Origin of the sequence: Pseudomonas sp. FYR_7, assembly GCF_043106155.1 — a bacterium.
Classification (GTDB): domain Bacteria; phylum Pseudomonadota; class Gammaproteobacteria; order Pseudomonadales; family Pseudomonadaceae; genus Aquipseudomonas; species Aquipseudomonas parafulva_B.
In genome coordinates, this window is sequence record NZ_JBICMI010000021.1 from 1 (window position 1) to 23,773 (window position 23,773).

General features: G+C 63.6%; 23 protein-coding genes. 12 read left to right on the forward strand and 11 right to left on the reverse strand.

What is annotated here, in order from left to right; genetic code table 11:
• Nucleotides 1-220, reverse strand: a 220-nt coding sequence (locus ACF8R3_RS05265; RefSeq protein WP_392515100.1) for a hypothetical protein, incomplete at its 3' end; no start/stop codon positions are given.
• Nucleotides 213-1,619: a PAAR domain-containing protein gene (locus ACF8R3_RS05270; protein ID WP_392515101.1), complete on the reverse strand. Its 1,407-nt coding sequence runs from the start codon at nt 1,617-1,619 to the stop codon at nt 213-215. The genes ACF8R3_RS05265 and ACF8R3_RS05270, both read right to left, overlap by 8 nt.
• A gap of 296 nt (nt 1,620-1,915) precedes the next feature.
• Between ACF8R3_RS05270 and ACF8R3_RS05275 the strand changes: the two genes are divergently transcribed.
• From ACF8R3_RS05275 to ACF8R3_RS05285, 3 genes are all read left to right on the forward strand, one after another.
• On the forward strand, nt 1,916-3,559 hold the full coding sequence (locus ACF8R3_RS05275) for an acyl-CoA dehydrogenase family protein (protein WP_197844430.1): 1,644 nt from the start codon (nt 1,916-1,918) through the stop codon (nt 3,557-3,559).
• A gap of 111 nt (nt 3,560-3,670) precedes the next feature.
• Nucleotides 3,671-5,134, forward strand: coding sequence for an AMP nucleosidase (amn, locus tag ACF8R3_RS05280; protein ID WP_023534634.1), 1,464 nt, complete (start codon nt 3,671-3,673; stop codon nt 5,132-5,134).
• Between the two features lie 6 nt (nt 5,135-5,140).
• Nucleotides 5,141-5,779 (forward strand): pseudouridine synthase, encoded by a 639-nt coding sequence (locus tag ACF8R3_RS05285; RefSeq protein WP_078477943.1) that lies wholly within the window; start codon nt 5,141-5,143, stop codon nt 5,777-5,779.
• Between the two features lie 36 nt (nt 5,780-5,815).
• On the opposite strand, the gene ACF8R3_RS05290 is transcribed toward ACF8R3_RS05285, so the two are convergent.
• A complete protein-coding gene (locus tag ACF8R3_RS05290; protein WP_023534618.1) occupies nt 5,816-6,019 on the reverse strand; it encodes a DUF2788 domain-containing protein in 204 nt (67 codons plus the stop codon).
• A gap of 54 nt (nt 6,020-6,073) precedes the next feature.
• A complete protein-coding gene (locus tag ACF8R3_RS05295; RefSeq protein WP_023534579.1) occupies nt 6,074-6,550 on the reverse strand; it encodes an Lrp/AsnC family transcriptional regulator in 477 nt (158 codons plus the stop codon).
• Nucleotides 6,551-6,946: 396 nt separating this feature from the next.
• On the opposite strand from ACF8R3_RS05295, the gene ACF8R3_RS05300 reads away from it, so the two are divergent.
• Entirely contained in the window at nt 6,947-7,741 is a 795-nt protein-coding gene (locus ACF8R3_RS05300; RefSeq protein ID WP_392475449.1) for a DUF6515 family protein, read from the forward strand.
• 4 nt (nt 7,742-7,745) lie between these two features.
• Here ACF8R3_RS05300 and ACF8R3_RS05305 read toward each other — a convergent pair whose 3' ends face one another.
• Together ACF8R3_RS05305 and ACF8R3_RS05310 are read right to left on the reverse strand one after the other, a co-directional pair.
• The gene (locus ACF8R3_RS05305) at nt 7,746-8,615 is read right to left on the reverse strand and encodes a cation diffusion facilitator family transporter (protein ID WP_392515104.1); all 870 of its coding nucleotides are present in this window, start codon (nt 8,613-8,615) and stop codon (nt 7,746-7,748) included.
• Between the two features lie 21 nt (nt 8,616-8,636).
• Nucleotides 8,637-9,056: a hypothetical protein gene (locus ACF8R3_RS05310; RefSeq protein WP_058638971.1), complete on the reverse strand. Its 420-nt coding sequence runs from the start codon at nt 9,054-9,056 to the stop codon at nt 8,637-8,639.
• 119 nt (nt 9,057-9,175) lie between these two features.
• On the opposite strand from ACF8R3_RS05310, the gene hrpB reads away from it, so the two are divergent.
• Nucleotides 9,176-11,698: an ATP-dependent helicase HrpB gene (hrpB, locus tag ACF8R3_RS05315; RefSeq protein WP_392515106.1), complete on the forward strand. Its 2,523-nt coding sequence runs from the start codon at nt 9,176-9,178 to the stop codon at nt 11,696-11,698.
• Between the two features lie 189 nt (nt 11,699-11,887).
• Entirely contained in the window at nt 11,888-12,508 is a 621-nt protein-coding gene (locus ACF8R3_RS05320) for a LysE family translocator (protein WP_058638973.1), read from the forward strand.
• 126 nt (nt 12,509-12,634) lie between these two features.
• Here the strand turns inward: ACF8R3_RS05320 and ACF8R3_RS05325 are convergent, their stop codons facing one another.
• Together ACF8R3_RS05325 and ACF8R3_RS05330 are read right to left on the reverse strand one after the other, a co-directional pair.
• On the reverse strand, nt 12,635-13,957 hold the full coding sequence (locus ACF8R3_RS05325; RefSeq protein WP_392515108.1) for an APC family permease: 1,323 nt from the start codon (nt 13,955-13,957) through the stop codon (nt 12,635-12,637).
• 83 nt (nt 13,958-14,040) lie between these two features.
• Complete coding sequence (locus ACF8R3_RS05330; protein ID WP_058638975.1) at nt 14,041-14,865, reverse strand: carbon-nitrogen hydrolase family protein; 825 nt, start codon at nt 14,863-14,865, stop codon at nt 14,041-14,043.
• Nucleotides 14,866-15,182: 317 nt separating this feature from the next.
• On the opposite strand from ACF8R3_RS05330, the gene ACF8R3_RS05335 reads away from it, so the two are divergent.
• Nucleotides 15,183-15,962: a helix-turn-helix transcriptional regulator gene (locus ACF8R3_RS05335; RefSeq protein ID WP_325942600.1), complete on the forward strand. Its 780-nt coding sequence runs from the start codon at nt 15,183-15,185 to the stop codon at nt 15,960-15,962.
• 16 nt (nt 15,963-15,978) lie between these two features.
• On the opposite strand, the gene ACF8R3_RS05340 is transcribed toward ACF8R3_RS05335, so the two are convergent.
• The gene (locus ACF8R3_RS05340) at nt 15,979-16,635 is read right to left on the reverse strand and encodes a hypothetical protein (RefSeq protein ID WP_326384341.1); all 657 of its coding nucleotides are present in this window, start codon (nt 16,633-16,635) and stop codon (nt 15,979-15,981) included.
• Nucleotides 16,636-16,803: 168 nt separating this feature from the next.
• Between ACF8R3_RS05340 and ACF8R3_RS05345 the strand changes: the two genes are divergently transcribed.
• The 5 genes from ACF8R3_RS05345 (at nt 16,804) to ACF8R3_RS05365 (ending at nt 21,166) form a co-directional block, all read left to right on the forward strand.
• Nucleotides 16,804-17,565, forward strand: coding sequence for a DUF2076 domain-containing protein (locus ACF8R3_RS05345; protein WP_326384342.1), 762 nt, complete (start codon nt 16,804-16,806; stop codon nt 17,563-17,565).
• Nucleotides 17,566-17,636: 71 nt separating this feature from the next.
• Nucleotides 17,637-18,116: an NYN domain-containing protein gene (locus tag ACF8R3_RS05350; RefSeq protein ID WP_196185773.1), complete on the forward strand. Its 480-nt coding sequence runs from the start codon at nt 17,637-17,639 to the stop codon at nt 18,114-18,116.
• Nucleotides 18,117-18,123: 7 nt separating this feature from the next.
• The gene (locus ACF8R3_RS05355) at nt 18,124-18,729 is read left to right on the forward strand and encodes a PolC-type DNA polymerase III (protein WP_392515111.1); all 606 of its coding nucleotides are present in this window, start codon (nt 18,124-18,126) and stop codon (nt 18,727-18,729) included.
• 130 nt (nt 18,730-18,859) lie between these two features.
• A complete protein-coding gene (yedA, locus tag ACF8R3_RS05360; protein WP_078479384.1) occupies nt 18,860-19,753 on the forward strand; it encodes a drug/metabolite exporter YedA in 894 nt (297 codons plus the stop codon).
• A gap of 81 nt (nt 19,754-19,834) precedes the next feature.
• Nucleotides 19,835-21,166 carry a DEAD/DEAH box helicase gene (locus tag ACF8R3_RS05365; RefSeq protein WP_144967808.1) on the forward strand — a complete coding sequence of 444 codons (1,332 nt, stop codon included), beginning with the start codon at nt 19,835-19,837 and terminating at the stop codon, nt 21,164-21,166.
• 190 nt (nt 21,167-21,356) lie between these two features.
• Here ACF8R3_RS05365 and ACF8R3_RS05370 read toward each other — a convergent pair whose 3' ends face one another.
• Nucleotides 21,357-22,610 (reverse strand): TIGR03862 family flavoprotein, encoded by a 1,254-nt coding sequence (locus ACF8R3_RS05370; protein WP_196185771.1) that lies wholly within the window; start codon nt 22,608-22,610, stop codon nt 21,357-21,359.
• A gap of 148 nt (nt 22,611-22,758) precedes the next feature.
• Entirely contained in the window at nt 22,759-23,673 is a 915-nt protein-coding gene (locus ACF8R3_RS05375) for a histone deacetylase (RefSeq protein ID WP_058638431.1), read from the reverse strand.
• Nucleotides 23,674-23,773 lie beyond the last annotated feature (100 nt).

The following is a 23,773-nucleotide window of genomic DNA, read 5'->3' on the forward strand; positions in this document are numbered from 1 at the left end:
CACCCACCATTGAGATCACCAATAATCGTGCGCGTATGCTTTGTTCTCCCCAGAGTGTTGTAATAAACTCTAAGCAAGCACTGCGCTGGAGCGCTGCGATCATGACGTCGTATTCTTTTGAACATGCAATGCGCAGGTCCATGGCCAGTGAGATAAAGCCTATAATGAAAGGGGAAGTGAGCAGAAACAACTTCAGTTTTATGTCAAGGTGGTCAATCATTCTGCAAAGCCTCGAAGATTACCTCTCCTACGTATTCGCCGAATTCCATTCCTTCTAGGCTTCCAGCCAATGCTCCAGCCCCTGTAACCACTATCCCACAGGCCCATGCCTTTGGGCCGGCCCACCAGCAAATCCCGGGGGCTAACCTGCTAGCTAGGTTCGCTCCCCCCCACCCACCACTCAAACCACCCGAAAAATTACCAGCCTCAGTAAAACGCATTCTTCTACACGCTTTCGTATTCCCCACCCGGCACGCATCGGCAATATTAATCGCTGATCCAATACCCCCGAGCGCAATACCCACTGCCCCTCCAGCCTTCAAATACTTGGCCATCCTTGTCAGCTTGTCCAAGTGAGTGGAATACCCCGGTATGTCCGTGGGCCCGCCTGCTTTGCTCCAGTGGTGCACCAGGCTTTTGGAAGAGATACCCAAGTCTCGGCGCAGTGTTGAGTAATCCCCAAGATTAAGCCGCTTATTGAGAAGGGTGGCCTTCAAACCGGCACTCAACTGATTGAACAGCTGCTGGCGCTGGGCGAAGAATTCCGGGTGGCGAAGGTGCCCGTGCTTGGCAAATTGCGCTTTGTGCAGGTCTTCGATTTTGCGCAAAAGGCTGGTGATCTCATCCAGTGACTTACCCGCCACTGTCTCGGCTACGCCCATGGCCAGACTGGTATCACCAAACAGCGCGGCTATCTCGGCCTGATGCTGCATCATGAAGCCGGCTTCCTCCTCTGTGAGGCCGGCCAATGCAGCGCGCGCCTGCTCCGCTGCACTCATAACCGACATCTCCTGCCGGGTACACATCGGGTACCTCGATTCTTCACCCACGACGAATATCTCGCCCGGTTTGAATCCGTTCCGGAAGGTTGGATTAAGCCGTTCCAATGCTGACCGAGACAGGTGCGCGTGGGGCGAACCGAGTTCTACCAGCACCTCTTCATACGACATGCTGCGCGGCACGATGTAGAAACCAGGTTCATTGCTGTGCTGAGCCGCTGAAGGCGCCGCGTCCCGGAACCGCTCCGGACTGATCGCCCTATTGCGTGCTTGAGGATGTCGCAGCGCGTCACTGACCGGTTCAGATGCAGGTGCCCTGAACGTTGCAGGTACTGCAGATCCGCCTGCAATTAAGCGGTTGCTGCCTGTAGGGCACCCACACTCCACCAATGCGCCGTCAAGGACCGTAGGTATGCCGTCCTGCTTCCAACGGGGCTCGCCCTCCACCAGCGTGCCAGGTTGCCCGCAGCGGGGGCAGGGCGTGGTCTTGTCGCCTTCCAGCAGCCAGTTGCGGCCATGGACGCGACCTCTGGATTGCCCGGCAATGCAAATGGCGCCGGTGGTGGTTTCATCGCTGTCCAGGCCTTGGTACCGACCCAGGATGCTGATGCGCATACTCATGGCTTGCCTGCTGTTCATGAAAGAACCCGCAACCTAGCAGGCGGTATCCACTTATGTGCGCTTGATTCAGCTTCTAGGAAGACTCCCACGGACTATTGGGAACCGGATTACAAGTTCTTGACGGCCTCACCTGTTCGGGCGTCGCACGAACACGCCGCTGGCAGCCCCGATAATGTAGGTCTCAAAAGCGCCGCTCATCACGCACCCCTGCCTTTAGTCAGGAATGCCCCTTTGTCCACCGACCAGACAGTGCTTCACTGGGTATCTCACGCCTGCCCGGATTCAGGAGCGCCTCCATGAACCTGCACCAGTACGCTGAAACCCACGAGGTTACCAACCAGCCGCCACCGCTGGACGGGGCCAACCTGTACCGCCTGGACCTGCCGCTACAGGAGTGGTCCAGGCGCTTTGGCGCCGACTGGGCGCAGTCGCGGATCGATGCGTACGGCGCGCTGGCCGGTGGGCCGTTGATGCAGGCAGGCTTTCTGGCCAATGCGCACAAGCCGGTGTTCAGCAGCCATGATCGATACGGCCATCGCATCGATCTGGTCGAATTTCACCCCGCTTATCACCAATTGATGCATACCGCCGTCGAGCATGGGCTGCCGTCGCTGCCCTGGGCCGAGCCGCGCCCGGGCGCCCATGTGGCCCGCGCGGCGATGACCTACCTGCACAGCCAGGCCGAGGCCGGGACGGGCTGCCCATTGACCATGACCTTCGCTGCGGTGCCGGCCCTGCGCCTGCAACCGGAGATCGCCCACTACTGGCTGCCCAAGGCGCTGTCGCGTGAATATGACCCGCGCAACATCGGCGACCGGCACAAGGCCGGCGTCACGTTGGGCATGGCCATGACAGAGAAGCAGGGCGGCACGGACGTGCGCGCCAATACCACCCGTGCTTACCCCGTGGGCGCGCCGGGGCCCGGCCAGGCCTACGAGCTGGTGGGTCACAAGTGGTTCTGCTCGGCGCCCATGTGCGATGCCTTCCTGGTCCTGGCCCAGACCGAGCGCGGCCTGAGCTGCTTCCTGCTGCCCCGCCACCGCCCGGACGATACCCGCAACCAGTTCTACATCCAGCGCCTGAAGGACAAGTTGGGCAATGTCTCCAACGCTTCCAGCGAAGTGGAGTTTCGCGGTGCGCTGGCCTGGATGATCGGTGAGGAGGGCCGAGGCGTGCCGACCATCATCGAAATGGTGGCCATGACCCGTTTCGACTGCATGGTCGGCTCCAGTGCCCTGATGCGTCAGGCGCTGACCCAGGCCCTGCACCACTGTGCGCATCGGCAGGTGGCGGGCCGCCTGTTGTCCGAGCAGCCGCTGATGCAGAACGTGCTCGCCGACCTGGCGCTGGAAAGCGAAGCGGCATTGGCCCTGAGCCTGCGCATGGGCCACGCCCTCGAACAGCTCGACGACCCCCAGCAGGCGCATTTCGCGCGCTTGGTCACGGCGGTGGGCAAGTACTGGATCTGCAAGCGTGCCCCGGCCATGATCAACGAAGCGGCCGAGTGCCTGGGCGGGGCAGGGTATGTGGAGGACAGCATCCTGCCGCGGCTTTACCGCGAGGCGCCCGTTAACTCGACCTGGGAGGGTTCGGGCAATGTGCAGTGCCTGGATGTGCTGCGCGCCTTGTCCAAGGAGCCGGGTGTGCTGGAGGCGTTGTTCGCCGAACTGGGGGACGGGCACGGCGACAAGCGCCTGGCCACCTGCATCATCAACCTGAAGGATACGTTTCTCGACACGGGCGATATCCAGTACCGGGCGCGACAACTGACCGAGGCCATCGCCTTGGCCTTGCAGGCCAAGTTGCTGCTGGAGGCTGGTCATTCTGCGGTCAGCGATGCGTTCATCGCCAGTCGCCTCACAGGGACGGGGCGCACTTATGGCACGTTGCCGCGCGGTGTGGACGTACAGGCCATGATGGCGCGGGCCATGGCCAGCTGACAGGCCGGCCCTGTACGCCCCAGCTGCGCCTCCCTGCATCATCAAGGGGATGAATTTACCCAAGAAGGCAGGCAAGATGGTTCGCATGCATGTCCAGACAGGAAGCACAGTGTGAGCCACGCGTTTGAAGTCGTTGATACTCCCGAACAGGCCGTCGATCGTCTGGCGGCCTTGCATGAGCAGGCCACCGGTGCCCTGAGCCAGGCCCTCAAGCGTTACCTCAAGGACCGCACCGAGCCCGACGCCCAGGAGCGTGACCTGTTCCGCTACCCGGCGCTGCGCCTGACCTACCACAGCAATGGCGAGGTCGCTGCCACCACGCGGGCCTATGCCAAGGTCCAGGTGGCTGGCACCTACAGCGTCACCATCACCCAGCCGGCTGCTTTTCGCGGCTACCTGCTGGAGCAACTGCGCCCGCTGATGCACGACTACACCGTCACGGTTGAAGTGGGGGTCAGCGAGCAGCCCATCCCGTATCCGTACGTGGTGGACCAGGGCGACGAGCTGGCCGGCAGCGGCATCACCGCCGCGCAGCTGGCGCGGGTGTTCCCCAGCACCGACCTGTCCTCGGCCACCGACAACATCGCCGATGGGCTCTACGACTGGGACAGCACCGATACCTTGCCCCTGGCCCTGTTCGATGCCGCGCGCGTGGACTTCTCGCTGCGGCGCCTGGTGCACTACACCGGCAGCGACTGGCGCCATGTGCAGCCCTGGATCCTGCTGACCAACTACCACCGTTACGTGGACCAGTTCATCAGCCATGGCCTTGAGCAGTTGCGCGATGATCCGCGTTTCGTGCGCATGGTGCTGCCGGGCAACGTCGTGATCGAAAAGAGCATGGACCACGGCGAGGCCCAGGCGCTGGTCGCCGGTGTGGTCTGGCACCGCTACCAGATGCCGGCCTACCACCTGATTGCAGGGGACGGCGACGGCATCACGCTGGTCAACATCGGCGTCGGCCCGTCCAACGCCAAGAACATCACCGATCACCTTGCAGTGCTGCGCCCGCATTGCTGGCTGATGATCGGGCACTGCGGCGGGCTGCGCCAGTCGCAGACCATTGGCGACTACGTGCTGGCCCACGCCTACATGCGCCGCGACGGCATCCTCGACCGCGTGGTGCCGCCGAACATTCCAATCCCGGCGCTGGCGGAGGTGCAACTGGCCCTGCAGGAAGCCGCCGCCCAGGTGACCGGCGAGCGGGGCGAGCAGCTCAAGAAGCGCCTGCGCACCGGTACCGTGCTGACCTACGACGACCGCAACTGGGAGCTGCGCTGGGCTCAGGAACGGCCCTTGATCAACTTGTCCCGCGCCGTTGCCGTGGACATGGAAAGCGGCACCATCGCAGCCCAGGGCTATCGCCTGCGGGTGCCGTACGGCACCTTGCTGTGCGTGTCCGACAAACCGCTGCACAGCGAGATCAAGCTGCCGGGCTCGGCCAACGCGTTCTACAACCGCGCGGTCAGCCAGCACCTGAAGATCGGTATTGCGGCGCTGGATCTGTTGCGTACCGAGCTCAATTCGCTGCACTCGCGTAAACTGCGCAGCTTCGACGAGCCGCCGTTCCGCTGAGGATCCATGTCACTGCCACCCCGTTCCAAGCCGCGCCGCCCCCAGGGGCGGCCTGCGCCTGGCGCTCATCGCCAGCCCAAGGCGCCACCCGCCGAGCCGCGGTTGATCCTGTTCAACAAACCCTTTGACGTGCTGACGCAGTTCAGCGACGGCGAGGGGCGGGCCACGCTCAAGGATTTCATCGACATCCCGGGCGTCTACCCCGCCGGCCGGCTGGACCGGGACAGTGAAGGCCTGCTGCTGTTGACCAATGACGGCGCCCTGCAGGCGCGTATTGCCGACCCCAAACACAAACTACCCAAGACCTACTGGGTGCAGGTCGAGGGCGAGCCCACCGAGGAGCAGCTGCGCCAGCTGCGCGAAGGCGTGCAGCTCAATGACGGGCCAACGCTGCCCGCCGAGGCCCGCAGCCTGGAAGAGCCCACGCTGTGGCCGCGCAACCCGCCGGTACGCTTTCGTAAAAGCGTCCCGACCCGTTGGCTTGAATTGGTGATTCGCGAGGGCCGCAATCGCCAGGTACGGCGCATGACCGCCGCTGTGGGCCTGCCCACCTTGCGCCTGGTGCGCGTGCGCATTGGCGATTGGGCACTCGATGGGCTGGAGCAGGGCTGCTGGCGCGAGGTGGCGCCGACCCTGCGGCGCTAGGCGTCATGGCCGGCGCGGACGTGAAGACCGCGCCGGCTACACCCCCTCGATGAACCCCACCACCACGCTCTTGATGATGAACGCCAGCACACCCAGGCCGAGCACGAAGAACAGGATCAGGGTGCCGAACCGCCCCGCCTGGGACTTTTTCGCCAGGTCCCAGACGATGAAGCCCATGAAGCCGATCAAGGCGGTCACCAGGATGATCATCATCCACTCTTCGAATACGGCAGGATCCATTGCAGTGCTCCAGGCGGGTTGAGGGGGCAAGTATACGCGTGAGGTGGCAACCGATCAGCGAAGGTGGGTCAATGGAAGCTCGGTGCTGGCCAATACCTGGTTGAGCACGAAGCTTGAACGCACGCTGGTGACGCCCTCGATGCGCGTGAGGCTACCGAGCAGCAGCTTCTGGTAATGGTCCATGTCGGGCACGACGACCTTGAGCTGGTAGTCGGCGTCCATCCCGGTGACCAGGCTGCACTCCAGCACCTGGGGCAGATTGCGAATGGTGGCCTCGAAGGTTTCGAAGCGCTCGGGGGTGTGCCGGTCCATACCGATGAGCACGTAGGCGGTCAGGCTCAAACCCAGCTTCTTGCGATCGAGCAAGGCCACCTGGCGGGAAATGTAGCCATCGTCTTCGAGTTGCTTGACGCGGCGCGAGCAGGGTGAGGGTGAAAGGCCGATGCGTTCGGCCAGCTCCTGGTTGGAGATGCGCGCGTCACGCTGCAATTCAGCCAGAATGCTCAGGTCGTATCGGTCCAGCTTGCTCATGAATCATGCCTTTTCTGTTCGGATTGCGGCGAATTATCAATCCAGGGTTAAAAATTGCGCAAGTGCTATTTATCTGAGCAATCTTCGCAATCCCGTGCCGGTGCGCGCCCGGTATCTTTATCACCAGAATCACTGCCCGGACATCAGTCCACGGCGATGCGCCCCAGACGGGCGCTCGCGGCCAAGCCATCCAACAGGATGGGCCAGGCCCCCGGGCTACGCACCTTCCAGAAGACGGTGTGAGGTGAGCCGGGGCCACAAGCGCCGAGCACGGACGACAATTGCTGAAGGGAGGCCCACATGGCCTCCCTTTTTTCATGGCTGAAATTTAATGGGCGGCGCGGTGGGGCGCGGTAGACTGGCGCAGTCAGCCGTTTTCCCGTCGAGAGGACTACCATGAAGTCGCACATCTGGCAGTGGGCAGGTGTTGGTTTGCTGGGCATGGGCATCAGCGTGGCAGCCCTGGCGGCCGGGCCCAACGACGGCCCCGGTGCGTTGCCTCCCGCCGCCACAGGGCCAGGTGTCGAGGCAGGGCCTGCGCCTGGGCGTGCGCTCAATTCACGGGACGAAGTCGGGCAGACGCAGCCCCCACGGCCAGGGTTCTACCAGGATATTCCCCGCCGCCCCGGTGATGGCCCGCGGTGGCAGGGCCGCCCTGGTGGCCACGGTGAAGGCTGGGGCCCCGGCCCGCACTACCGGCCTGGCCAGACCGTGGACCGGTTCCCTGACCGCTTCTGGAAGGTGCCCTACCAAGGGCAGGACTATTTCTACTCGGGCGGGTACTGGTATCGCCCCTGGGAACGGGGTTACCAGGTCGTGGTGCCGCCCCCAGGTGCGCGAGTCAGCTACCTGCCGCCCTATGCGCACAAGTTCCGCGTGGACGGTGCGATGATGTACCTGGTCGCCGACACCTACTATCGGTACCTGGAAAACAGTCGCGAGTACGTGGTGGTCAATCCCCCAGAACCTGCGCCAGCAGCGGCGCCGGGGTATGACGTGGTGGCTTATCCGCGTTATGGGCAAGGGCAGGAACAGCAGGATCAGGATCGCTACCAGTGCCACCGCTGGGCGGTCAGCCAGTCGGGGTTCGATCCTGCCATGGCTGCCTATGCGCCGGCGCCTGCGGTTGCAAGTACCTACCAACGGGCGCTTGGCGCGTGCTTGTCCGGGCGGGGCTACAGCATCAACTGAAGGGCTACACCGGGTCGGCGTGCACCATTACATCGGCTTTGGGGTACTGATCGCGGATCACCTCCGAGGCCTGCACGCACAGGCCATGGGCGTGATGCAGCGGCAGTTGCCCAGGCAGCTCGATGTGCAACTGCACGAACCACTGGTTGCCCGATACCCGGGTGCGCAGGTCGTGCACGCCCAGCACGCCATCGATAGCCAGCACGCGGTTGGCCATGTCCTCACCGACATTCACGGGCAGCTCCTTGTCCATGAGAATCGCCGTGCTTTCGCGTGCGATCTGCAGGGCGCTCCACAGGATGTACAACGCGATGCCCAACCCGAACAGCGCATCGAGTTGCGGCCAGCCGAAGCGCGCCAGCAGCAATGCCAGCAAGATGCTGCCGTTGAGCAACAGGTCGGAGCGGTAGTGCAGGGAATCGGCGCGTACCGCCGTGGAGCCTGTGGCGCGGATGACCTTGCGTTGCAGGGCCAGCAGCGCGACGGTCAGCACCAACGACAACAGCATTACCCCGATACCGATGGCGGTATCGCCCAACGGCTGCGGGTTGCGCAGACGCTCCAACGCCTGCAAGGCGATCAGCACGGCACTGCCGCCGATGAACAGCGCCTGGGCGATACCGGCCAGGGCTTCAGCCTTGCCGTGCCCGAAGCGGTGGTCGTCATCGGCCGGGCGCAGGGCGTAGTGCACGGCCAGCAGGTTGAGGAAGGACGCCACGGCGTCCAGTGCCGAATCGGTCAACCCGGCCAGCAGGCTCACCGAGCCGCTCAACCACCAGGCCAGCGCCTTGCTGACCACCAGGATGCTGGCCACCGCCAGGGAGGCGCGCGTGGCCAGGCGGAGCAACCGTTTGTGTTCGGCCGAGGTAGTCATGTCAGGCGGTTGTCCTTGGCATCAGGCGGCAGGCACCAGCCCTAGGCTGGCCAGTTGTTCAGCACTGCCGCGGTGCTGGATCAGGCGTGGGTCGTCCAGCGGCAGGCGTTGCCCCAGTTCGCTCTCCAGAATGGCCTGCAGCTTGAGGTTGTCCACGGTGCCATCGGCATTGACGGCGTCTTTCAGCTTGGCAGGGTCCACCTGCGCGGTTTGCCCTGGCGGGTAGTAGATGGCGCCGGTGGCGAAGTCGATACCGAAGGCGATCAGCCCGGGGATGACGTAGAACAACAGGCCAACGGCGTCCAGCACGGCGATCGCCGGGTCGACCTTGCCGTCGATCTGGCCGCGACGGTCTGGATAGAAGATAGAGCCGCAAGCCGTCAGTTGCGTCAGCAAGGTGCCCACGAGGGCAGCACCGATCAGGCGGGAAGCAATGCGCATGTAAATCTCCAGGCGTGGCGTTCGGCAGGCCAGGCAAGGCGCCTGAACCCGCGCAGTTAAGACCATGATAGGACAACGTCGGTTCGCCGTTATACTCGCCTGCTTGTTCGAGGGCCACCATGATTTCATTACCTATAGACCTTGTACTGGCAGATCTGCGACAGGCCCTGGCCCGTCGCAATGAAGTGATCCTCGAAGCGCCCCCAGGTGCTGGCAAGACCACTCGGGTGCCCCTGGCGTTGTTGCATGAACCCTGGCTGGCCGGGCAAAAGATCCTGATGCTCGAACCTCGCCGACTGGCTGCACGGGCGGCGGCGGAGCGTTTGGCCAGTGAGCTGGGTGAGCAGGTGGGTGAGACGGTCGGCTACCGCATTCGCCTTGAAAGCAAGGCAGGGCCGCGTACGCAGATCGAAGTGGTCACCGAAGGCATCCTGGCTCGCCGGCTTCAGGATGACCCGGCGCTGGAGGGTGTGGGGGTGGTCATCTTCGATGAGTACCACCTGCGCAACCTCGATTCTGACCTGGCGCTGGCGCTGTGCCTGAGCGCCCGTGAGCTGCTGCGCGATGAACCCCCGCTCAAGCTGCTGCTGATGTCTGCAACACTGGAGGGTGCTCGGCTCTCGAAGGTGCTGAACGATGCACCTGTGGTCACCAGTGAAGGGCGGATGTATCCAGTCTCGACGGTATGGGGCAGCCCCTATCAGCCGGGCGAGCGAATCGATGCGCGCATCACGGACACGTGCCTGGCTGCCATCGATGAACAACCTGGCAGCCTTCTGGTTTTCCTGCCGGGGCAGGCAGAGATTCGGCGGGTGGCAGAGGACCTCAAGGCGCTGCTCGGCAGCCGTCCAGAGGTGATCGTGTGCCCACTGTACGGTGACCTCGACCTGCAGGCGCAGCGTGCGGCGATAGACCCCGCACCCAAGGGGTCGCGCAAGATCGTATTGGCCACGAACATCGCCGAGACCAGCCTGACCATCGAAGGGGTGAGGGTGGTGGTGGACAGCGGCCTTGAACGAGTGCCCAGGTTCGACCCCCGCAGCGGCATGACCCGACTCGACACACAGCGCATTTCCAAAGCCAGCGCTACCCAGCGTGCGGGGCGGGCTGGGCGCCTGGAGCCCGGCATCTGCTATCGGCTGTGGTCGCAGTCCCAACACGAACAGATGGCCGGCTACAGCACCCCTGAAATCCTGCAGGCAGACTTGGCAGCCTTGGCGCTCCAGTTGGCCCGATGGGGCATGAAGCCGCAAGAGATGACCTGGCTCGACCAGCCGCCAGCAGCACCCTTTGCTCAAGCCAGAGACTTGCTCAAGCGCCTGGGCGCACTCGACGATGCTGGGCAGCTCACCCCACACGGTGCGGCCATGAGCGCGCTGCCAGCCCACCCCCGGATCGCCCACATGCTCATCAAGGGCAATGCGATGGGCCTGGATGACCTGGCATGCAACATCGCGGCACTGCTGGGCGAAAAGGACATTCTGCGTGGGGCCGGTGCTGACCTTCACACCCGGCTGAGTGCCCTGTCAGGGGAGCAACATTCACGTCGCAGTGGCGGTTCTCTCCAGCGGGTGAAGCAGTCGGCTCGGCAGTACCGATCCCTACTGCGTGGGAAGGCCTCCAGCCCTGTCAGCGAGCCCGATCACCCACGGTGGGTAGGGTGCCTTCTGGCGTTTGCCTACCCTGACCGAATCGGCCAGCAGAGGCGTGCAAGTGCATCCGAATACCGTCTTTCCAACGGTCGTGCCGCGGTGTTCTCAGAGCCCGATGCGCTAACCAAGCATGAGTGGCTGGTGGTCGCCGACCTGGGTAGCCGGCAAGGGCAGCGCGAGGAGCGGATCTACCTGGCGAGTGACCTCGAGCCTGCTCTGTTCGATGACGAGCTGGCTGACCTTGTGAAGTCTGTCGATGAGGTTGACTGGGACGAAAGGGAAGGGGTGCTGAAGGCTGAGCGGCAGTTGAAGGTGGGGCAGCTGATCTTGTCGACGAAAGTGCTGCCGAGTCTTGATGAGCACACCCGTTCGCTTGCCCTGGTCAACCTGGTGAGGCGCAAGGGCATCGAGCTTCTGCCCTGGAACCCTGAACTGCGGCAGTGGCAGGCCCGGGTGGGCCTGTTGCGCCAGCTGGATATCGAGGGTCGGCAGGCACACAGCAAGTGGCCTGACCTGAGCGATGCCAACCTGCTGGACACGCTGGACCAGTGGCTCACGCCCTACCTGGGTAAAGTCACAAGGCTCAGCCACTTCAGCCAGCTGGACCTGCCCTCGATCATCAGAAACCTTCTGCCCTGGCCACTTCCACAGGAGCTGGACACCCAGGCACCCCAGGCGATCCAGGTGCCGTCCGGCTCGAATATCCGTATCGACTATTCACAGTATCCGCCCATCTTGGCCGTGCGGCTTCAGGAGCTGTTTGGCCTGGCAGAAACCCCTCGTATTGCTCAGGGCAGGCAGCCGCTGGTGCTGCACTTGCTGTCGCCGGCTCGCAGGCCTGTGCAGGTCACCCAGGATCTGGCGAACTTCTGGCGCAGCACTTACGTGGAGGTGAAGAAGGATCTGAAGGGGCGATACCCGAAGCACTACTGGCCTGAAGACCCATTGGTGGCCGAAGCCACGGCTCGTGCCAAGCCAAGAGGGACGTAGGGGCGTGGGCGATTCAACCACGCTCCCAGCCTTTTACGTTCACCTCTTTTGCAAGTCTGGCTTTGCGTCGGAATTAACCGGCCATATTTGAAGTGCGTAGGCTTTGCCCTCTGCGTTAGAGAGACGACTTCTAGCAGACAGCCTTTTGAGGTTAACTGCCCCACTCAAGCACGCCGAGGCCATCTCCCTATGTCAATTATTGACAACCTGATTGCGTTCACTTTCGCAGCAACACTGTTAACCCTGACCCCCGGCCTCGACACAACTCTGATATTGAGAACGGCTACTGTAGAAGGAAAGCAGCAGGCCTTTCGCGCCGCGCTAGGCATCAACACAGGTTGCTTGCTGTGGGGCGCCGCTGTGGCGTTTGGGCTAGGCGCACTGATTGCTGTATCAGCGTTGGCGTTCAACGTTTTGAAATACTGTGGCGCCGCCTATCTAGCCTGGCTTGGGCTGAATATGCTTCTACGTCCGCGTCAATCATTGTCGCCTGTCGAGGCGGCAGTAAAGCCAAGCCATAACTGGTTCTTGAAGGGAATGACGGGAAATATCCTGAATCCCAAGATTGGTATTTTCTACGTATCCTTCTTGCCCCAATTCATCCCCCAAGGTCAGCCATTGGTTGCTTGGACGTTCGGTTTGGTCAGCATTCACGTGGCCATTGGGCTGCTATGGTCGATTATTCTGATCGCCGCCACCCAGCCATTGGCCGGGCTACTGCGTCGTGAGAAGGTCGTTGCCTGGATGGATCGTGCAACAGGTATGATCTTCGTTCTTTTTGCGGCGCGTCTCGCCTTTAGCAAACGTTGATGCCCTTGAGTAAGGCGCGGTCTATTGCCCGCAGGCTTACCATAAGACCCTAGTCATCCAATCCCAACATACCCAAGCCCGCGGGGCATACCTCCAAGCCCCGCCAGCCACACTGCCCGCCCATCCTCAAGCTTCCTCGAAATGCATCTCTGGCGGCTGTTGGCGCAACCCACGAGTGATGACCAGCAGGTACAGACACCCCATGGCCAGCCAGGCCAAACCAAGGTAGATGGCCATGTGGTCCAGGCTTGCCATCAGCCACAGGTCCGCCACCAGCCCAATCAAGGGGAAGGCCAGGTACACCGTTGCAGCCTTGAGCCCGCGCTCGCCCTGGGCGATCCAGTAGTGAAAGATCACCGACAGGTTGACCAGGCTGAAGGCCAGGAAAGCGCCGAAGTTGATGAACGAGGTGGAGGTCGTCACGTCCATGCGTAAGGCCAGCAGCGCGACCATGCCACACAGGACGATGCTGATGACCGGTGTGCCGAACCGTGCACTCAGTCGCCCGAACCAACGCTTGGGCAATACGCCGTCGCGGCCCATGGCGAACAGCAGGCGCGAGGCGCTGGCTTGTGCCGAAAGCCCTGAGGTGAATTGCCCCACGATCAGGCCGATCAGGAAGAAACTGACGAAAATGTCCCCACCAATGGCCTTCGCGATTTCGTAGGCAGCCGAGTCCGGGTTGCTGAAGGTCGCACCAGGGTGGGCGAGTTGGACGAAGTAGCTGGCCACGATGAAGATGAAGCCGCCCAGCAGGGTGATCAGCAGGATGGCGCGAGGGATGGTCTTGCGCGGTTCATGGGTTTCTTCGGTCAAGGTGCTGACCGCATCGAAGCCCAGGAACGAATAACAGGCGATTGCGGCGCCACTCATGATCAAAGGCAGTTGGAAACCGTCCTGATGAAAGGGTGCCAGCGACCACAACGGCTGGTTCAGCTCGCCGGTGGCGTAGTGCACGGCCAGGCCCACGAAGGCTGCTAGTACCAGGAACTGCAGCAGCATCAGTACGCCATTGACGGTCTTGGCCAGTTGCAGGCCGATGATGTTGATGGCCGTGGTGACGGCAATGAAGGCCAGCACCCACACTGGCTGCGGCACCGCCGGGAAGGCCGAATGCAGGTAGGCCGCGCCGATCAGCCAGATCGCCATGGGCAGGAACAGGTAGTCCAGCAGCACCGCCCAACCGGCCAGAAAACCCAGCTTGGGGCTGATGGACTTGCGCACGTAGGTGTAGGCCGAGCCGGCGACGGGGAAGGCCTTGGCCATCTTGCCGTAGCTCAGGGCGGTGAACAGCATGCCGATGGAGGCGGCCAGGTAAGCCGAGGGCACAGCGCCCTGGGTGGTGTCGGCAAGGATGCCGAAGGTGCCCAGCACAATGATGGGGGTCATGTAGGCGATGCCGAACAGCGTCACCGCACCCAGCGACAGGGTACGTTTCAAGTGGGCCATGGTGTTACTCCGGATTGTGTTTTTTATGGAGTTCAGTGTCAGGGCCCGGCCAGGGCCCTGGGCGCCAGCCGTGGCGCAAGGGTTCAGCCGGTGGTCAGGATCAGTTCTCGCAAGCCGCCTGGGTGCTCGACCTGCTGGCCTGGCAGCTCGAAACGGCGCTCGGCCAGGTAGCTGTAGTCCTGGCGCGCTTGCCCGATCAGCGCCATGTCGAGGTCCAACTGCAGCCGGCAGGCGCTGCGCCCTGCCTCGCACAATAGTTGGCCGTAAGGGTCGACCACCGCGCTGCCGCCTGCAAACACCAGGTTGCCATCGCCCTGACCGACGCGATTGACCATCACCGCATAGGCCTGGTTTTCCATGGCGCGAGCGCTGATAGCGGTGCGGTGCGTGGGGCCATACGGGTCCATGTTGCCGTTGGTCACCAGGATCAGCTCGGCCCCCAGCTGGCCCAGGGCGCGGGCGCTTTCGGGGAATTCGATGTCGAAGCAGATCAACAGCCCTACGCGCACCCCTTTGTACAGCGCCGTGGCGTAGCGATCGCCCGCCGTGAAGATGCCCTTGTCGGAGGCCCACAGGTGGGTCTTGCGGTACTTCAGCGCGACACCGTCCGGGGTGATCAGCACGGTGGTGTTGTAGAAGTGCCCGTCTTCGCCCGCTTCGGCAAGGCCGACCACGGCTGCCACGCCCTTGTCGGTCACCGCTTGGGCGACGGCGGCAAGCGTCGGGCCGGTCAGGGGCTCGGCGATGGCCGCGATGTTGTCCTGGGTTGGAAAGCCCATCAGCTGGGTTTCCGGGAACACGATCAGGTCCACATCCGCTGCGGCGCGGTGGATCGCCTCGAGGGTGCGTTCCAGGTTGTAGGCGGTGTCGCCGTCGCGACCGTCCAGCTGGACGAGTTCTACTTTCATTGCAACTCCTGACTGCGCAGCCAAACGGCTGCCAGGTGATCGACGCGGCGTGAAACCAGCGCACTGCACCGGCTGAGATAACGTGCCTGCCACTTGCTGTGGCGGACGGTGATTGCCCGAGTATGCCGCTGCCATCGGCGGCGGGGTAATTACGCCCTTGAGGTAACCCATAGGGGTTAGCCCTGTACACATTCCTTCGGTACTGGCCAGCGCTGCGCCGAAAACAGCGCCGCAATGCCCATGCACTCCAGTACACTTTGCCTGCTCAGTTGTATTCACCCTGACCTGCATCTCACCTTTTGGTACAGAGCCCGGACATGAACCTCACACTTCAGGACATTGCCTGGCATCGGTCGGTCGGCCAGGTGATCGATGCGCTGGACCACCCCGGTTTCTGGCTGCGCCTGGTGCGGTTGCTGGAGCAATACGTGGCGTTCGACAGTTGGGTCGCGTTTCTTTTCAGCGAGCATCGCCCGCTGGTGTATGCCGAATCCCCCGGCAGTGATGGCGGGCTGGACCCGTTATTTCAGGATTACCTCAAGGGCCTTTACCTGCTGGACCCGTTCTACATCTCCAGCCGGGAGACGCCGGCAAGCGGCCTGGTGCAGCTGGCCGACGTGGCCCCTGAATGCTTCGAGCGCACCGACTATTACCAGCGTTATTTCCGCCTCAACGTGGTGGCCGACGAGGTGCAGTACAACGTGGCCCTGGATGCCGGGCGCACGCTGTGCCTGTCGCTGGGTAGCCGCTCACGCTTTGCGGGCGAGCAGATTGCGCTGCTGCACCTTCTGCAACCCTGGGTGCTGGCCACCATGCGCCAGCGCTTTCGGTTCGAGCACGATGTCGACGAAGTCACCCCGGCGCCTGCGTGGCAGAACCACCTGGCCGAGGGCTTCGGCCACCTGGAAACGCCGCTCACCGCCCGCGAACTGGAGGTGGGCCGCATGCTGCTCAGCGGCTGTTCCAGCAAGGAGATTGGCCGCAAACTCGCCATCTCCTCGGAAACCGTGCGGGTCCATCGCAAGCACATCTACCGCAAGCTGGGCATCAAGTCCCAGTCAGAGCTGTTCGCCTTGTTTCTCAAGGCCCAGCGCTAGCAGCCGGTAGCTGGGTTCACGTGCGCTGCTCAACCTCGAGCAGCATGAACAGCCGGTACATGACCACCGTGCCGAACAATTGCAGGAAGCCTGCCAGGCTGTCCACGAGCAGTTGCACGCCAGGAGATGGGTCGGGGATGGCCATCAGGATCAGGCCTTCGATCAGCCAGATCGACGCCAGCACGGCCAGCAGGCACACCAGAATGCGCATGAAATGGCCAGTGGTCATGCGGGCGCTTTCGCGCATCGCCTGCACCACGGGCAAGCCGCGCAGCACCAGCAGGTATTCACCGAACACCAGGTTGACCATGATCCACACCCCTGGGAACACGAACAAGGCCATGCCGGCCATGATCAGCAACGAGCTGATCAGCACCAGCAGCGTCAGCGCCGGCCAGAGCTGCACCGCACGGGCAAACAGGTCGCGCTTGGCGATGGCCTGGCCATTGCTGCGGGTATCGAGGTACAGGATCAGTGCTGCGCTGTACAGCGGGTAGCACAGCACGTAGATCAGCATGCCGTAGGCCGGCGAGGCCTGCTCGCCCAGCTGGCGATACAGCACCTGGGTCAGCACGGCTTCGAGCACCACCAGCGGCAGGCACAGTTGGGCAATACCGGCCAGGTGGCGGGTGAAGAAGTGGAGGGAGTCGCGCAAAACGCTCAGCGGATTCATGGGCTCAACATCGCATGGCAGTTGAAACAGGGGGTCTAACTCTAGCCCAAAGCGACCCTTGATCCGTTACTTGCTGAAAAAAGTTTCACCCCGCCGGTGATTGAATCAGCCGCGTCGACGCCCCATCTTTGAGCCTGTCCGTAGTCCCGCTACCCACGAGGTCGCCCCATGAATACCGAAGAACAATCCCTGATCGATGGCCTGTTCAGCCGCATCAAGCAGGCCGAAGACCCAAGCCAGCCACGTGATGCGCAGGCCCAGGCCTGCATCGAGGCGCATGTGCGCCAGCAGCCGGCGGCCCCTTACTACATGGCCCAGGCGATCCTGGTGCAGGAAGCGGCCATCAAGCGCCTGGACGAACAAAACAAACAGCTCGAAGCGGAACTCAAGCAGGCACGCGCCCAGGCCGAAGCTGCGCAGGCCGGCGCCTCGCAGAACACAGGCGGCGGCGGTTTTCTGTCCAGCCTCTTCGGCGCTGGCGGGCGTAGCTCGGCGCCGACACCTGCTTCTCAGCCCCAGCGTTCGGTCGCACCGTCCGCACCCGCCAGTGGCGGCTGGCGCGAACCCGCGGCACCTGGCTTCTCGCAGCCGCCGGCCCAGCAGTCGGGCTTTGGCGCAGCGCCCGCGCGCGGCGGCGCCAGCAGCTTCCTGGGCGGCGCCATGCAGACGGCTGCCGGTGTAGCCGGTGGTGTCTTGCTGGCCCAGGGCATCAGCAGCCTGTTCAACCACAATTCCCAGCCCGAAGAGGTGGTCGAAGTGATCAAGGAAGCGCCTGCGCAGGCCAGTGACAGTGGCGGCTGGAACGACCAGAGCGAGCAGCAGCACGTGGCCGACAACAGCGGCTGGGGCAGCGACCAGGGCGGTTACAGTGACGCCGATTACGGCGGTGATGACGGGGGATTATTCTCCGACGACGATTCCTACGTCTGACGGCTCTGGCATACTGCTGGCCTTCGCGGGGCGCTGAACCCGCCCCCGATCCGGCCAGACGAGGTGCCAAGGTGAAAAAGATCGCGCTGTTCGCCGACGTGCAGAACCTCTATTACACCGTGCGCCAAGCCCACGGTTGCCATTTCAACTACACCGCCTTGTGGAACCAGGTCAGCCGCGAAGGCGAGATCGTCGAGGCGGTGGCCTATGCCATCGATCGGGGCGACAGCAAGCAGCAGCAGTTTCAGCAGATACTGCGCAACCTGGGTTTCGATGTGCGCCTCAAGCCCTTCATCCAGCGCAGCGATGGCTCGGCCAAGGGCGATTGGGATGTCGGCATCACCCTGGATGTGATCGATGCGGCCAGCCGCGTGGACCAGGTGGTATTGGCATCGGGTGATGGGGATTTCGACCTGCTGCTAGACCGCGTGATCCAGCGCCACGGCACCGAAGCGGTGGTCTATGGCGTGCCTGGGCTGACGGCGATGTCGCTGATCCGCGCCGCCACCCGCTATGTGCCCATCGAGGGCCCGTTGTTGCTCAAACACTAAGGTTTTTATGGAACGTATCGCTGTCATCGACTTTGAAACCACCGGCATTTCCCCAGGCACCGGTTGCCGCGCCACCGAGGTGGCCGTGGTGATGCTCGAGCGCGGGCAAATCGTCGAGCGCTATCAGAGCCTGATGAACGCGGGGGTGTCGGTGCCTGCTTTCGTGTCGGGCTTGACCGGCATCACCACCGCCATGGTGCGCAAGGCACCCCCGGTGGAGCAGGTGATGAACGAGGTGGCCGAGTTCGTGGGGGCAACGCCGCTGCTGGCCCACAACGCCGCTTTCGACCAGAGGTTCTGGGACTTCGAGCTGGGCCGCATCGGCCGCAGCCGCAGCCAGCCCTTCGCCTGCTCGCTGTTGCTGTCCCGGCGCCTGCTGCCGGCAGCCCCCAACCACAAGCTGGGCACACTGACCCACTGGGCCGGGCTGCCCAACACTGGCACGGCCCACCGGGCCATGGCCGACGCGGAAATGGCCGCCAACCTGGTCCAGCACCTGGCCGGCGTACTGCGCCAGGACCATGGGGTGCAGCAGCCTTCCCACGAATTGTTCTGCCGTCTGCAGAAGACCCCCGCCGCCAAAGTCCGCGACGCACTGGCAACCTACCGCTGACGCTGGCAGCGCCTGTCATCGCACGCCCGCGGCTGCAAGTGTGCTGCTTATCCAGCGCCCCACTGTAGGGTTGCCGCTGCGCTTCACGCCGTTAGACTGCGTCACCCGCAAAAGGATTTTCGACTCGACCATGTCCAGCACCCGCCGCTTCCCGCTTCTGCTAATCGGGGCCTTCGTGGCCCTGTATTTCGTATGGGGTTCAACCTACCTGTTTATCCGCATCGGTGTGGAAAGCTGGCCGCCCATGCTCATGGCCGGGGTGCGCTTTCTGATTGCCGGGGGGCTGTTGTACGGCTTCATGCGCTGGCGAGGGGCGCCATCGCCGTCCTGGCCGCAGTGGCGGGCAGCGGGGCTGGTGGGCTTTTTGCTGCTCAGCTGTGGCAACGGGGGCGTGACCATCGCCGAACATGCGGGCGTGGCGTCCGGCGTGGCAGCGCTGGCGGTGGCGACCGTGCCCTTGTTCACCCTGGTGTTTGGGCTGATGTTCGGTTACCGCAACTCGGCGCTCGAATGGGCGGGCATCGTCTTGGGCCTGACTGGCATCGGTCTGCTCAACCTGGGCTCCAACCTGCAGGCGAGCCCGCTTGGCGCGGCGCTGCTGATCTTCGCCGCCGCCTCGTGGGCGTTCGGGTCGGTGTGGAGCAAGCGCCTGCCCATGCCACCGGGCCCCATGGCCAGCGCTGCACAGATGCTGGTCGGCGGCACGGCATTGCTGCTGGGCAGCCTGCTGTCGGGCGAACGCATGACGCAGATGCCCACCGTTGCCGGCTGGGGCGCGCTGGCCTACCTCGTGTTCTTCGGCTCGATCCTGGCGTTCAGCGCCTACATGTACCTGCTCAAGCACGTTCGCCCGGCGGCCGCCACCAGCTATGCCTACGTCAACCCGGCCGTGGCGGTGCTGTTGGGCATCGTGTTCGCCGGCGAGCAGATCGGTGCCGAGGAGTGCGTTGCCATGGCCGTGATCATCGGCGCGGTGGTCCTGATCGGCCTGCCGCAGTGGCGCAAGGCGCGACCCGTCGCGTAGCCGCTCGACCGGGAAACCTGCAAGTGCACAGGGGGGATGCGGTAGACTTGCCGGCTTCGCTGAACCCCTGATGGTATTGCCATGAATTTCGCCAAACTCGGCCTGATCGAACCCTTGCTGCGCACCCTTGAGCAGCGCGATTACACCACCCCGACCCCGGTACAGGCCCAGGCCATCCCCGCCGTGCTGGCCGGCCGCGACCTGATGGCCGCCGCCCAGACCGGCACCGGCAAGACCGCAGGTTTTGCCCTGCCCGTGTTGCAACGCCTGGCGCTCGAAGGCGAGAAGGTCGCGGCCAACTCGATTCGTGCCCTGGTCCTGGTGCCCACCCGTGAACTGGCCGAGCAGGTACATACCAACGTGCGCGAATACGCCGAGCACCTGCCGCTGAGTACCTATGCAGTGTATGGCGGGGTGAGCATCAACCCGCAGATGATGCGCCTGCGCCGCGGTGTGGACCTGCTGGTGGCGACCCCGGGCCGGCTGCTGGACCTGTATCGCCAGAACGCGATCAAGTTCAACCAGGTGCAGATTCTGGTGCTCGATGAAGCCGACCGCATGCTCGACCTGGGGTTTGCCGAGGAGCTGCAATCGGTCTATGCCGCGCTGCCCCGCAAACGCCAGACGCTGTTGTTCTCGGCGACGTTCTCGGACCAGATCCGCATGCTCGCAGGGCTCGCGCTCAACGACCCGCTCAGCATCGAAGTCAGCCCGCGCAATGCCACGGCCGCGAGCGTCAAGCAATGGCTGGTGACGGTGGACAAGAAGCGCAAGGTCGACCTGTTCTGCCACCTGTTGCGCAAGCAGCGCTGGAAACAGGTGCTGGTCTTCGCCAAGACCCGCAACGGTGTCGATCAGCTGGTCGAGCGTTTGCTGGCCGAAGGGGTCAAGGCCGACGGCATCCATGGCGACCGCCCGCAAGCGACCCGGCAACGGGCGCTGGACAGCTTCAAGGCACGCGAAGTGCAGGTGCTGGTGGCCACCGACGTGGCTGCGCGCGGGCTGGATATTGACGACCTGCCGCTGGTGGTCAACCTGGACCTGCCGATCGTGGCCGAAGACTACGTGCACCGTATCGGTCGCACCGGCCGTGCGGGCAACACGGGCGAGGCGATTTCGCTGGTGTGCGCCGACGAGGTGCAATTGTTGGCGGCCATCGAGGTACTGACCCGCCAGACGCTGGCGCGTCATGAAGAGCCTGATTTCATTCCTGATCACCGGGTACCGCTGACCGATGCCAGTGGTCAAGTGATGAAAAAGCCCAAGAAACCGAAGAAGCCCAAGGAAAACAGTGCCAAGCGCGGGCTGGGGCGGTGGATGGACAGTGACGAGGCAGGTACCGCGCCACCTGCGGTGAAGGCGGTGCGCAAGGTGCCTAGCTTCAATGGGGGGCCGCGCAAGCGCAAGCCTTGAGCGAGTTTGGACAGGTCTAGGGCAGGGCCCTGGTTGTTTGCGGGTGTCGTGCAGGGTTGCACAGCCGGCCCGGCGATTTGTCATACGGGGCTGAAACTCTGGGGCCACGCAGCGGCCCCCAACGGGCTTGAATACAGAACAGAAGACCTTCAGACCACAACGCAACCCCTCACCCCACCCAACCCCGCGATCAGCCCGGCGTCTTCCCCCGCCGCCCCACCCAAGCCGCCGCCGCCCGCCCGGCGCGCAGCCCGCTGGCGAAGCAGGCAGTCAGCAGGTACCCGCCTGTTGGCGCTTCCCAGTCCAGCATTTCGCCTGCACAGAACACCCCTGGCATGTGCTTTATCATCAGCCCCTCATCCAGGCTTTCGAAGCGGACCCCGCCGGCACTGCTGATCGCTTCGTCCAGGGGGCGAGTGCGCACCAGCGTGATCGGCAGGGCCTTGATCGCCCGAGCAAGGGAGGACGGGTCGGCGAAGGTTGCCGGGTCGGTCAGTTCACGCAGCAGCGCTGCCTTGACTCCGTCCAGGCCCAATTGCCCTTGCAAGTGCTTGGCCATGGACCGCGAGCCCCTCGGCCGTGCCAGCGCCTGGGCAATTTTGTCCACAGGCTTGTCCGGTAGCAGGTCCAGTACCAGCACACCGCTGCCACGCTGCTCGATGGCCGTGCGCACCTGCGCCGACCAGGCGTAGACCAGGCTGCCTTCCACACCCTGGGCGGTCAGGATGAATTCGCCTTTGCGCGGTGTGCTGCCGGGTACGCTCAACGCAATGTTCTTGACCGGCGCCCCTGCGAACTTGTCGGTGAGCACTGCGCTCCAGCCCGCCACCTCGAACCCGCAATTGCTCGGTCGTAGGGGTGAGATATCCACAGCCCGGTCAGCCAGGGTTGCTTGCCAGCGCCCATCAGACCCCAACCGCGCCCAACTGCCGCCACCCAGCGCCAGTACTACCACCGCAGGCCGGACCAGCCGCTCGCCCTGTGGATAAGCAATCCGCAGCGCGCCGTCCTCGCTCCAGCCCAGCCAGCGATGACGGTTGTGGATAACCACGCCGCTTTCACGCAGGCGCTTGAGCCACGCGCGTAAAAGCGGGGCGGCTTTCATGTCGGTGGGGAACACGCGGCCCGAGCTGCCTACGAACGTGGCAATGCCCAGCGCGTGAATCCACTGGCGCAAGGCGTTGGCATCAAAATCGCGCAGCAGCCCGTCAACCTCGCCCTGGCGCTCGGCATACCGCCCCGCAAAGGCAGGGTAGGGCTCGGAATGGGTGATGTTCATGCCACCCACGCCCGCCAGCAGAAACTTGCGACCTACTGAAGGCATGGCGTCGAACACTTCCACCGCAAGCCCGGCCTGTGCCAGGGCTTCAGCCGCCATCAGGCCGGCAGGGCCGCCCCCGATGACAGCGGCGACAGGAAGGGCGGGGTGACTTACTTCGGACATGATCGGCTGCAGGCTGTGGAAAAGACGCGCATTCTAACGCAGCACGCCTCCCACAAGCACTGATCAAAAAATGATCAAGATCGCGCAAACAGCGCCATCAAAGGGCTACAGCCTGTTTCGCTCAGGTTATCCACAAGCGGTTCCACAGTCATTGTGCACAACGCAAGACTTTGGCTGCCGTGTGATGAAGCACACCGTGACGCTTGGCCAGTGCTTTGCGGTCCTTACTGTAGCCGCCCCCGATCACACCCATGACCGGAATATCGCGCCCCAGGCACTGGCCGAGCACGCGCTCGTCACGTGCGGCCAGCCCTGCATCGGTGATTTGCAGATAACCCAGGGCATCGTCCTTGTGAACATCGACTCCGGCGTCGTACAGCACCAGGTCAGGCTGATAGAGCGGCAGCAGGTAATTGAGCGCCTCATCCACCACTTGCAGGTAAGCGTCGTCCCCCATGCCGCGTGGCAGAGGAATGTCCCAATCGCTTTGTGCCTTGCGGGCCGGGAAGTTCTGCTCGCAATGCAGGGAGACGGTAATGGCGTCGGGTGTGTCCTCAAGCATGCGCGCAGTCCCGTCCCCTTGATGGACATCGCAATCGAAAATCAGCACCCGATGCACGCGACCGGCTTCGAGCAGGTACCGGCTGATCACGGCCAGGTCATTGAAGATGCAGAAGCCGGCCGGGTGGTCGTAGTGGGCATGGTGCGTGCCCCCGGCCAGGTGGCAGGCCACCCCGTGTTGCAGGGCCATCTCGGCCGTCAACAACGACCCCCCGACCGCGCGCACGGTGCGCCGCGCCAGCGCTTCGCTCCACGGCAGGCCCAGGCGGCGCTGGTCCTCGCGCGACAGCTCGCCGTGCATGTAGCGCTCGATGTAATGGCGATCGTGGGCCAGCGCGAGAATGTCATTGGGGCAGATGTCGGGCCGCAGCAACGCCTGGTCAGTGGTCAACCCGCTGTCGATCAGGTGATCGTGCAGCAGACGAAACTTGTCCATCGGAAAACGATGGTCCGGCGGAAACTCAGGGCTGTAGTCTTCGTGGTAGATCAGCGGCAGCGACATGGGTTATCCACAGCAGGGAACAGCCTCGATCTTGCCATGAGTGGCCTACGGCTGTGGAAAACTTTGCTGTCGCTAACTAGAAGCCGGTGGCGGCCCATGC

Excerpts from the sequence above, each read along its gene's own strand:
- ACF8R3_RS05370 (WP_196185771.1), bottom strand. The coding sequence starts at position 22,610 with ATGTCCGAAGTAAGTCACCCCGCCCTTCCTGTCGCCGCTGTCATCGGG.
- ACF8R3_RS05340 (WP_326384341.1), bottom strand. The coding sequence starts at position 16,635 with ATGAATCCGCTGAGCGTTTTGCGCGACTCCCTCCACTTCTTCACCCGC.
- ACF8R3_RS05355 (WP_392515111.1), top strand. The coding sequence starts at position 18,124 with ATGGAACGTATCGCTGTCATCGACTTTGAAACCACCGGCATTTCCCCA.
- ACF8R3_RS05270 (WP_392515101.1), bottom strand. The coding sequence starts at position 1,619 with ATGAGTATGCGCATCAGCATCCTGGGTCGGTACCAAGGCCTGGACAGC.
- yedA (WP_078479384.1), top strand. The coding sequence starts at position 18,860 with ATGTCCAGCACCCGCCGCTTCCCGCTTCTGCTAATCGGGGCCTTCGTG.
- ACF8R3_RS05275 (WP_197844430.1), top strand. The coding sequence starts at position 1,916 with ATGAACCTGCACCAGTACGCTGAAACCCACGAGGTTACCAACCAGCCG.
- ACF8R3_RS05295 (WP_023534579.1), bottom strand. The coding sequence starts at position 6,550 with ATGAGCAAGCTGGACCGATACGACCTGAGCATTCTGGCTGAATTGCAG.
- ACF8R3_RS05365 (WP_144967808.1), top strand. The coding sequence starts at position 19,835 with ATGAATTTCGCCAAACTCGGCCTGATCGAACCCTTGCTGCGCACCCTT.
- ACF8R3_RS05345 (WP_326384342.1), top strand. The coding sequence starts at position 16,804 with ATGAATACCGAAGAACAATCCCTGATCGATGGCCTGTTCAGCCGCATC.
- ACF8R3_RS05325 (WP_392515108.1), bottom strand. The coding sequence starts at position 13,957 with ATGGCCCACTTGAAACGTACCCTGTCGCTGGGTGCGGTGACGCTGTTC.
- ACF8R3_RS05320 (WP_058638973.1), top strand. The coding sequence starts at position 11,888 with ATGTCAATTATTGACAACCTGATTGCGTTCACTTTCGCAGCAACACTG.
- ACF8R3_RS05305 (WP_392515104.1), bottom strand. The coding sequence starts at position 8,615 with ATGACTACCTCGGCCGAACACAAACGGTTGCTCCGCCTGGCCACGCGC.
- hrpB (WP_392515106.1), top strand. The coding sequence starts at position 9,176 with ATGATTTCATTACCTATAGACCTTGTACTGGCAGATCTGCGACAGGCC.
- ACF8R3_RS05290 (WP_023534618.1), bottom strand. The coding sequence starts at position 6,019 with ATGGATCCTGCCGTATTCGAAGAGTGGATGATGATCATCCTGGTGACC.
- ACF8R3_RS05335 (WP_325942600.1), top strand. The coding sequence starts at position 15,183 with ATGAACCTCACACTTCAGGACATTGCCTGGCATCGGTCGGTCGGCCAG.
- ACF8R3_RS05375 (WP_058638431.1), bottom strand. The coding sequence starts at position 23,673 with ATGTCGCTGCCGCTGATCTACCACGAAGACTACAGCCCTGAGTTTCCG.
- ACF8R3_RS05330 (WP_058638975.1), bottom strand. The coding sequence starts at position 14,865 with ATGAAAGTAGAACTCGTCCAGCTGGACGGTCGCGACGGCGACACCGCC.
- ACF8R3_RS05285 (WP_078477943.1), top strand. The coding sequence starts at position 5,141 with ATGTCACTGCCACCCCGTTCCAAGCCGCGCCGCCCCCAGGGGCGGCCT.
- ACF8R3_RS05310 (WP_058638971.1), bottom strand. The coding sequence starts at position 9,056 with ATGCGCATTGCTTCCCGCCTGATCGGTGCTGCCCTCGTGGGCACCTTG.
- ACF8R3_RS05300 (WP_392475449.1), top strand. The coding sequence starts at position 6,947 with ATGAAGTCGCACATCTGGCAGTGGGCAGGTGTTGGTTTGCTGGGCATG.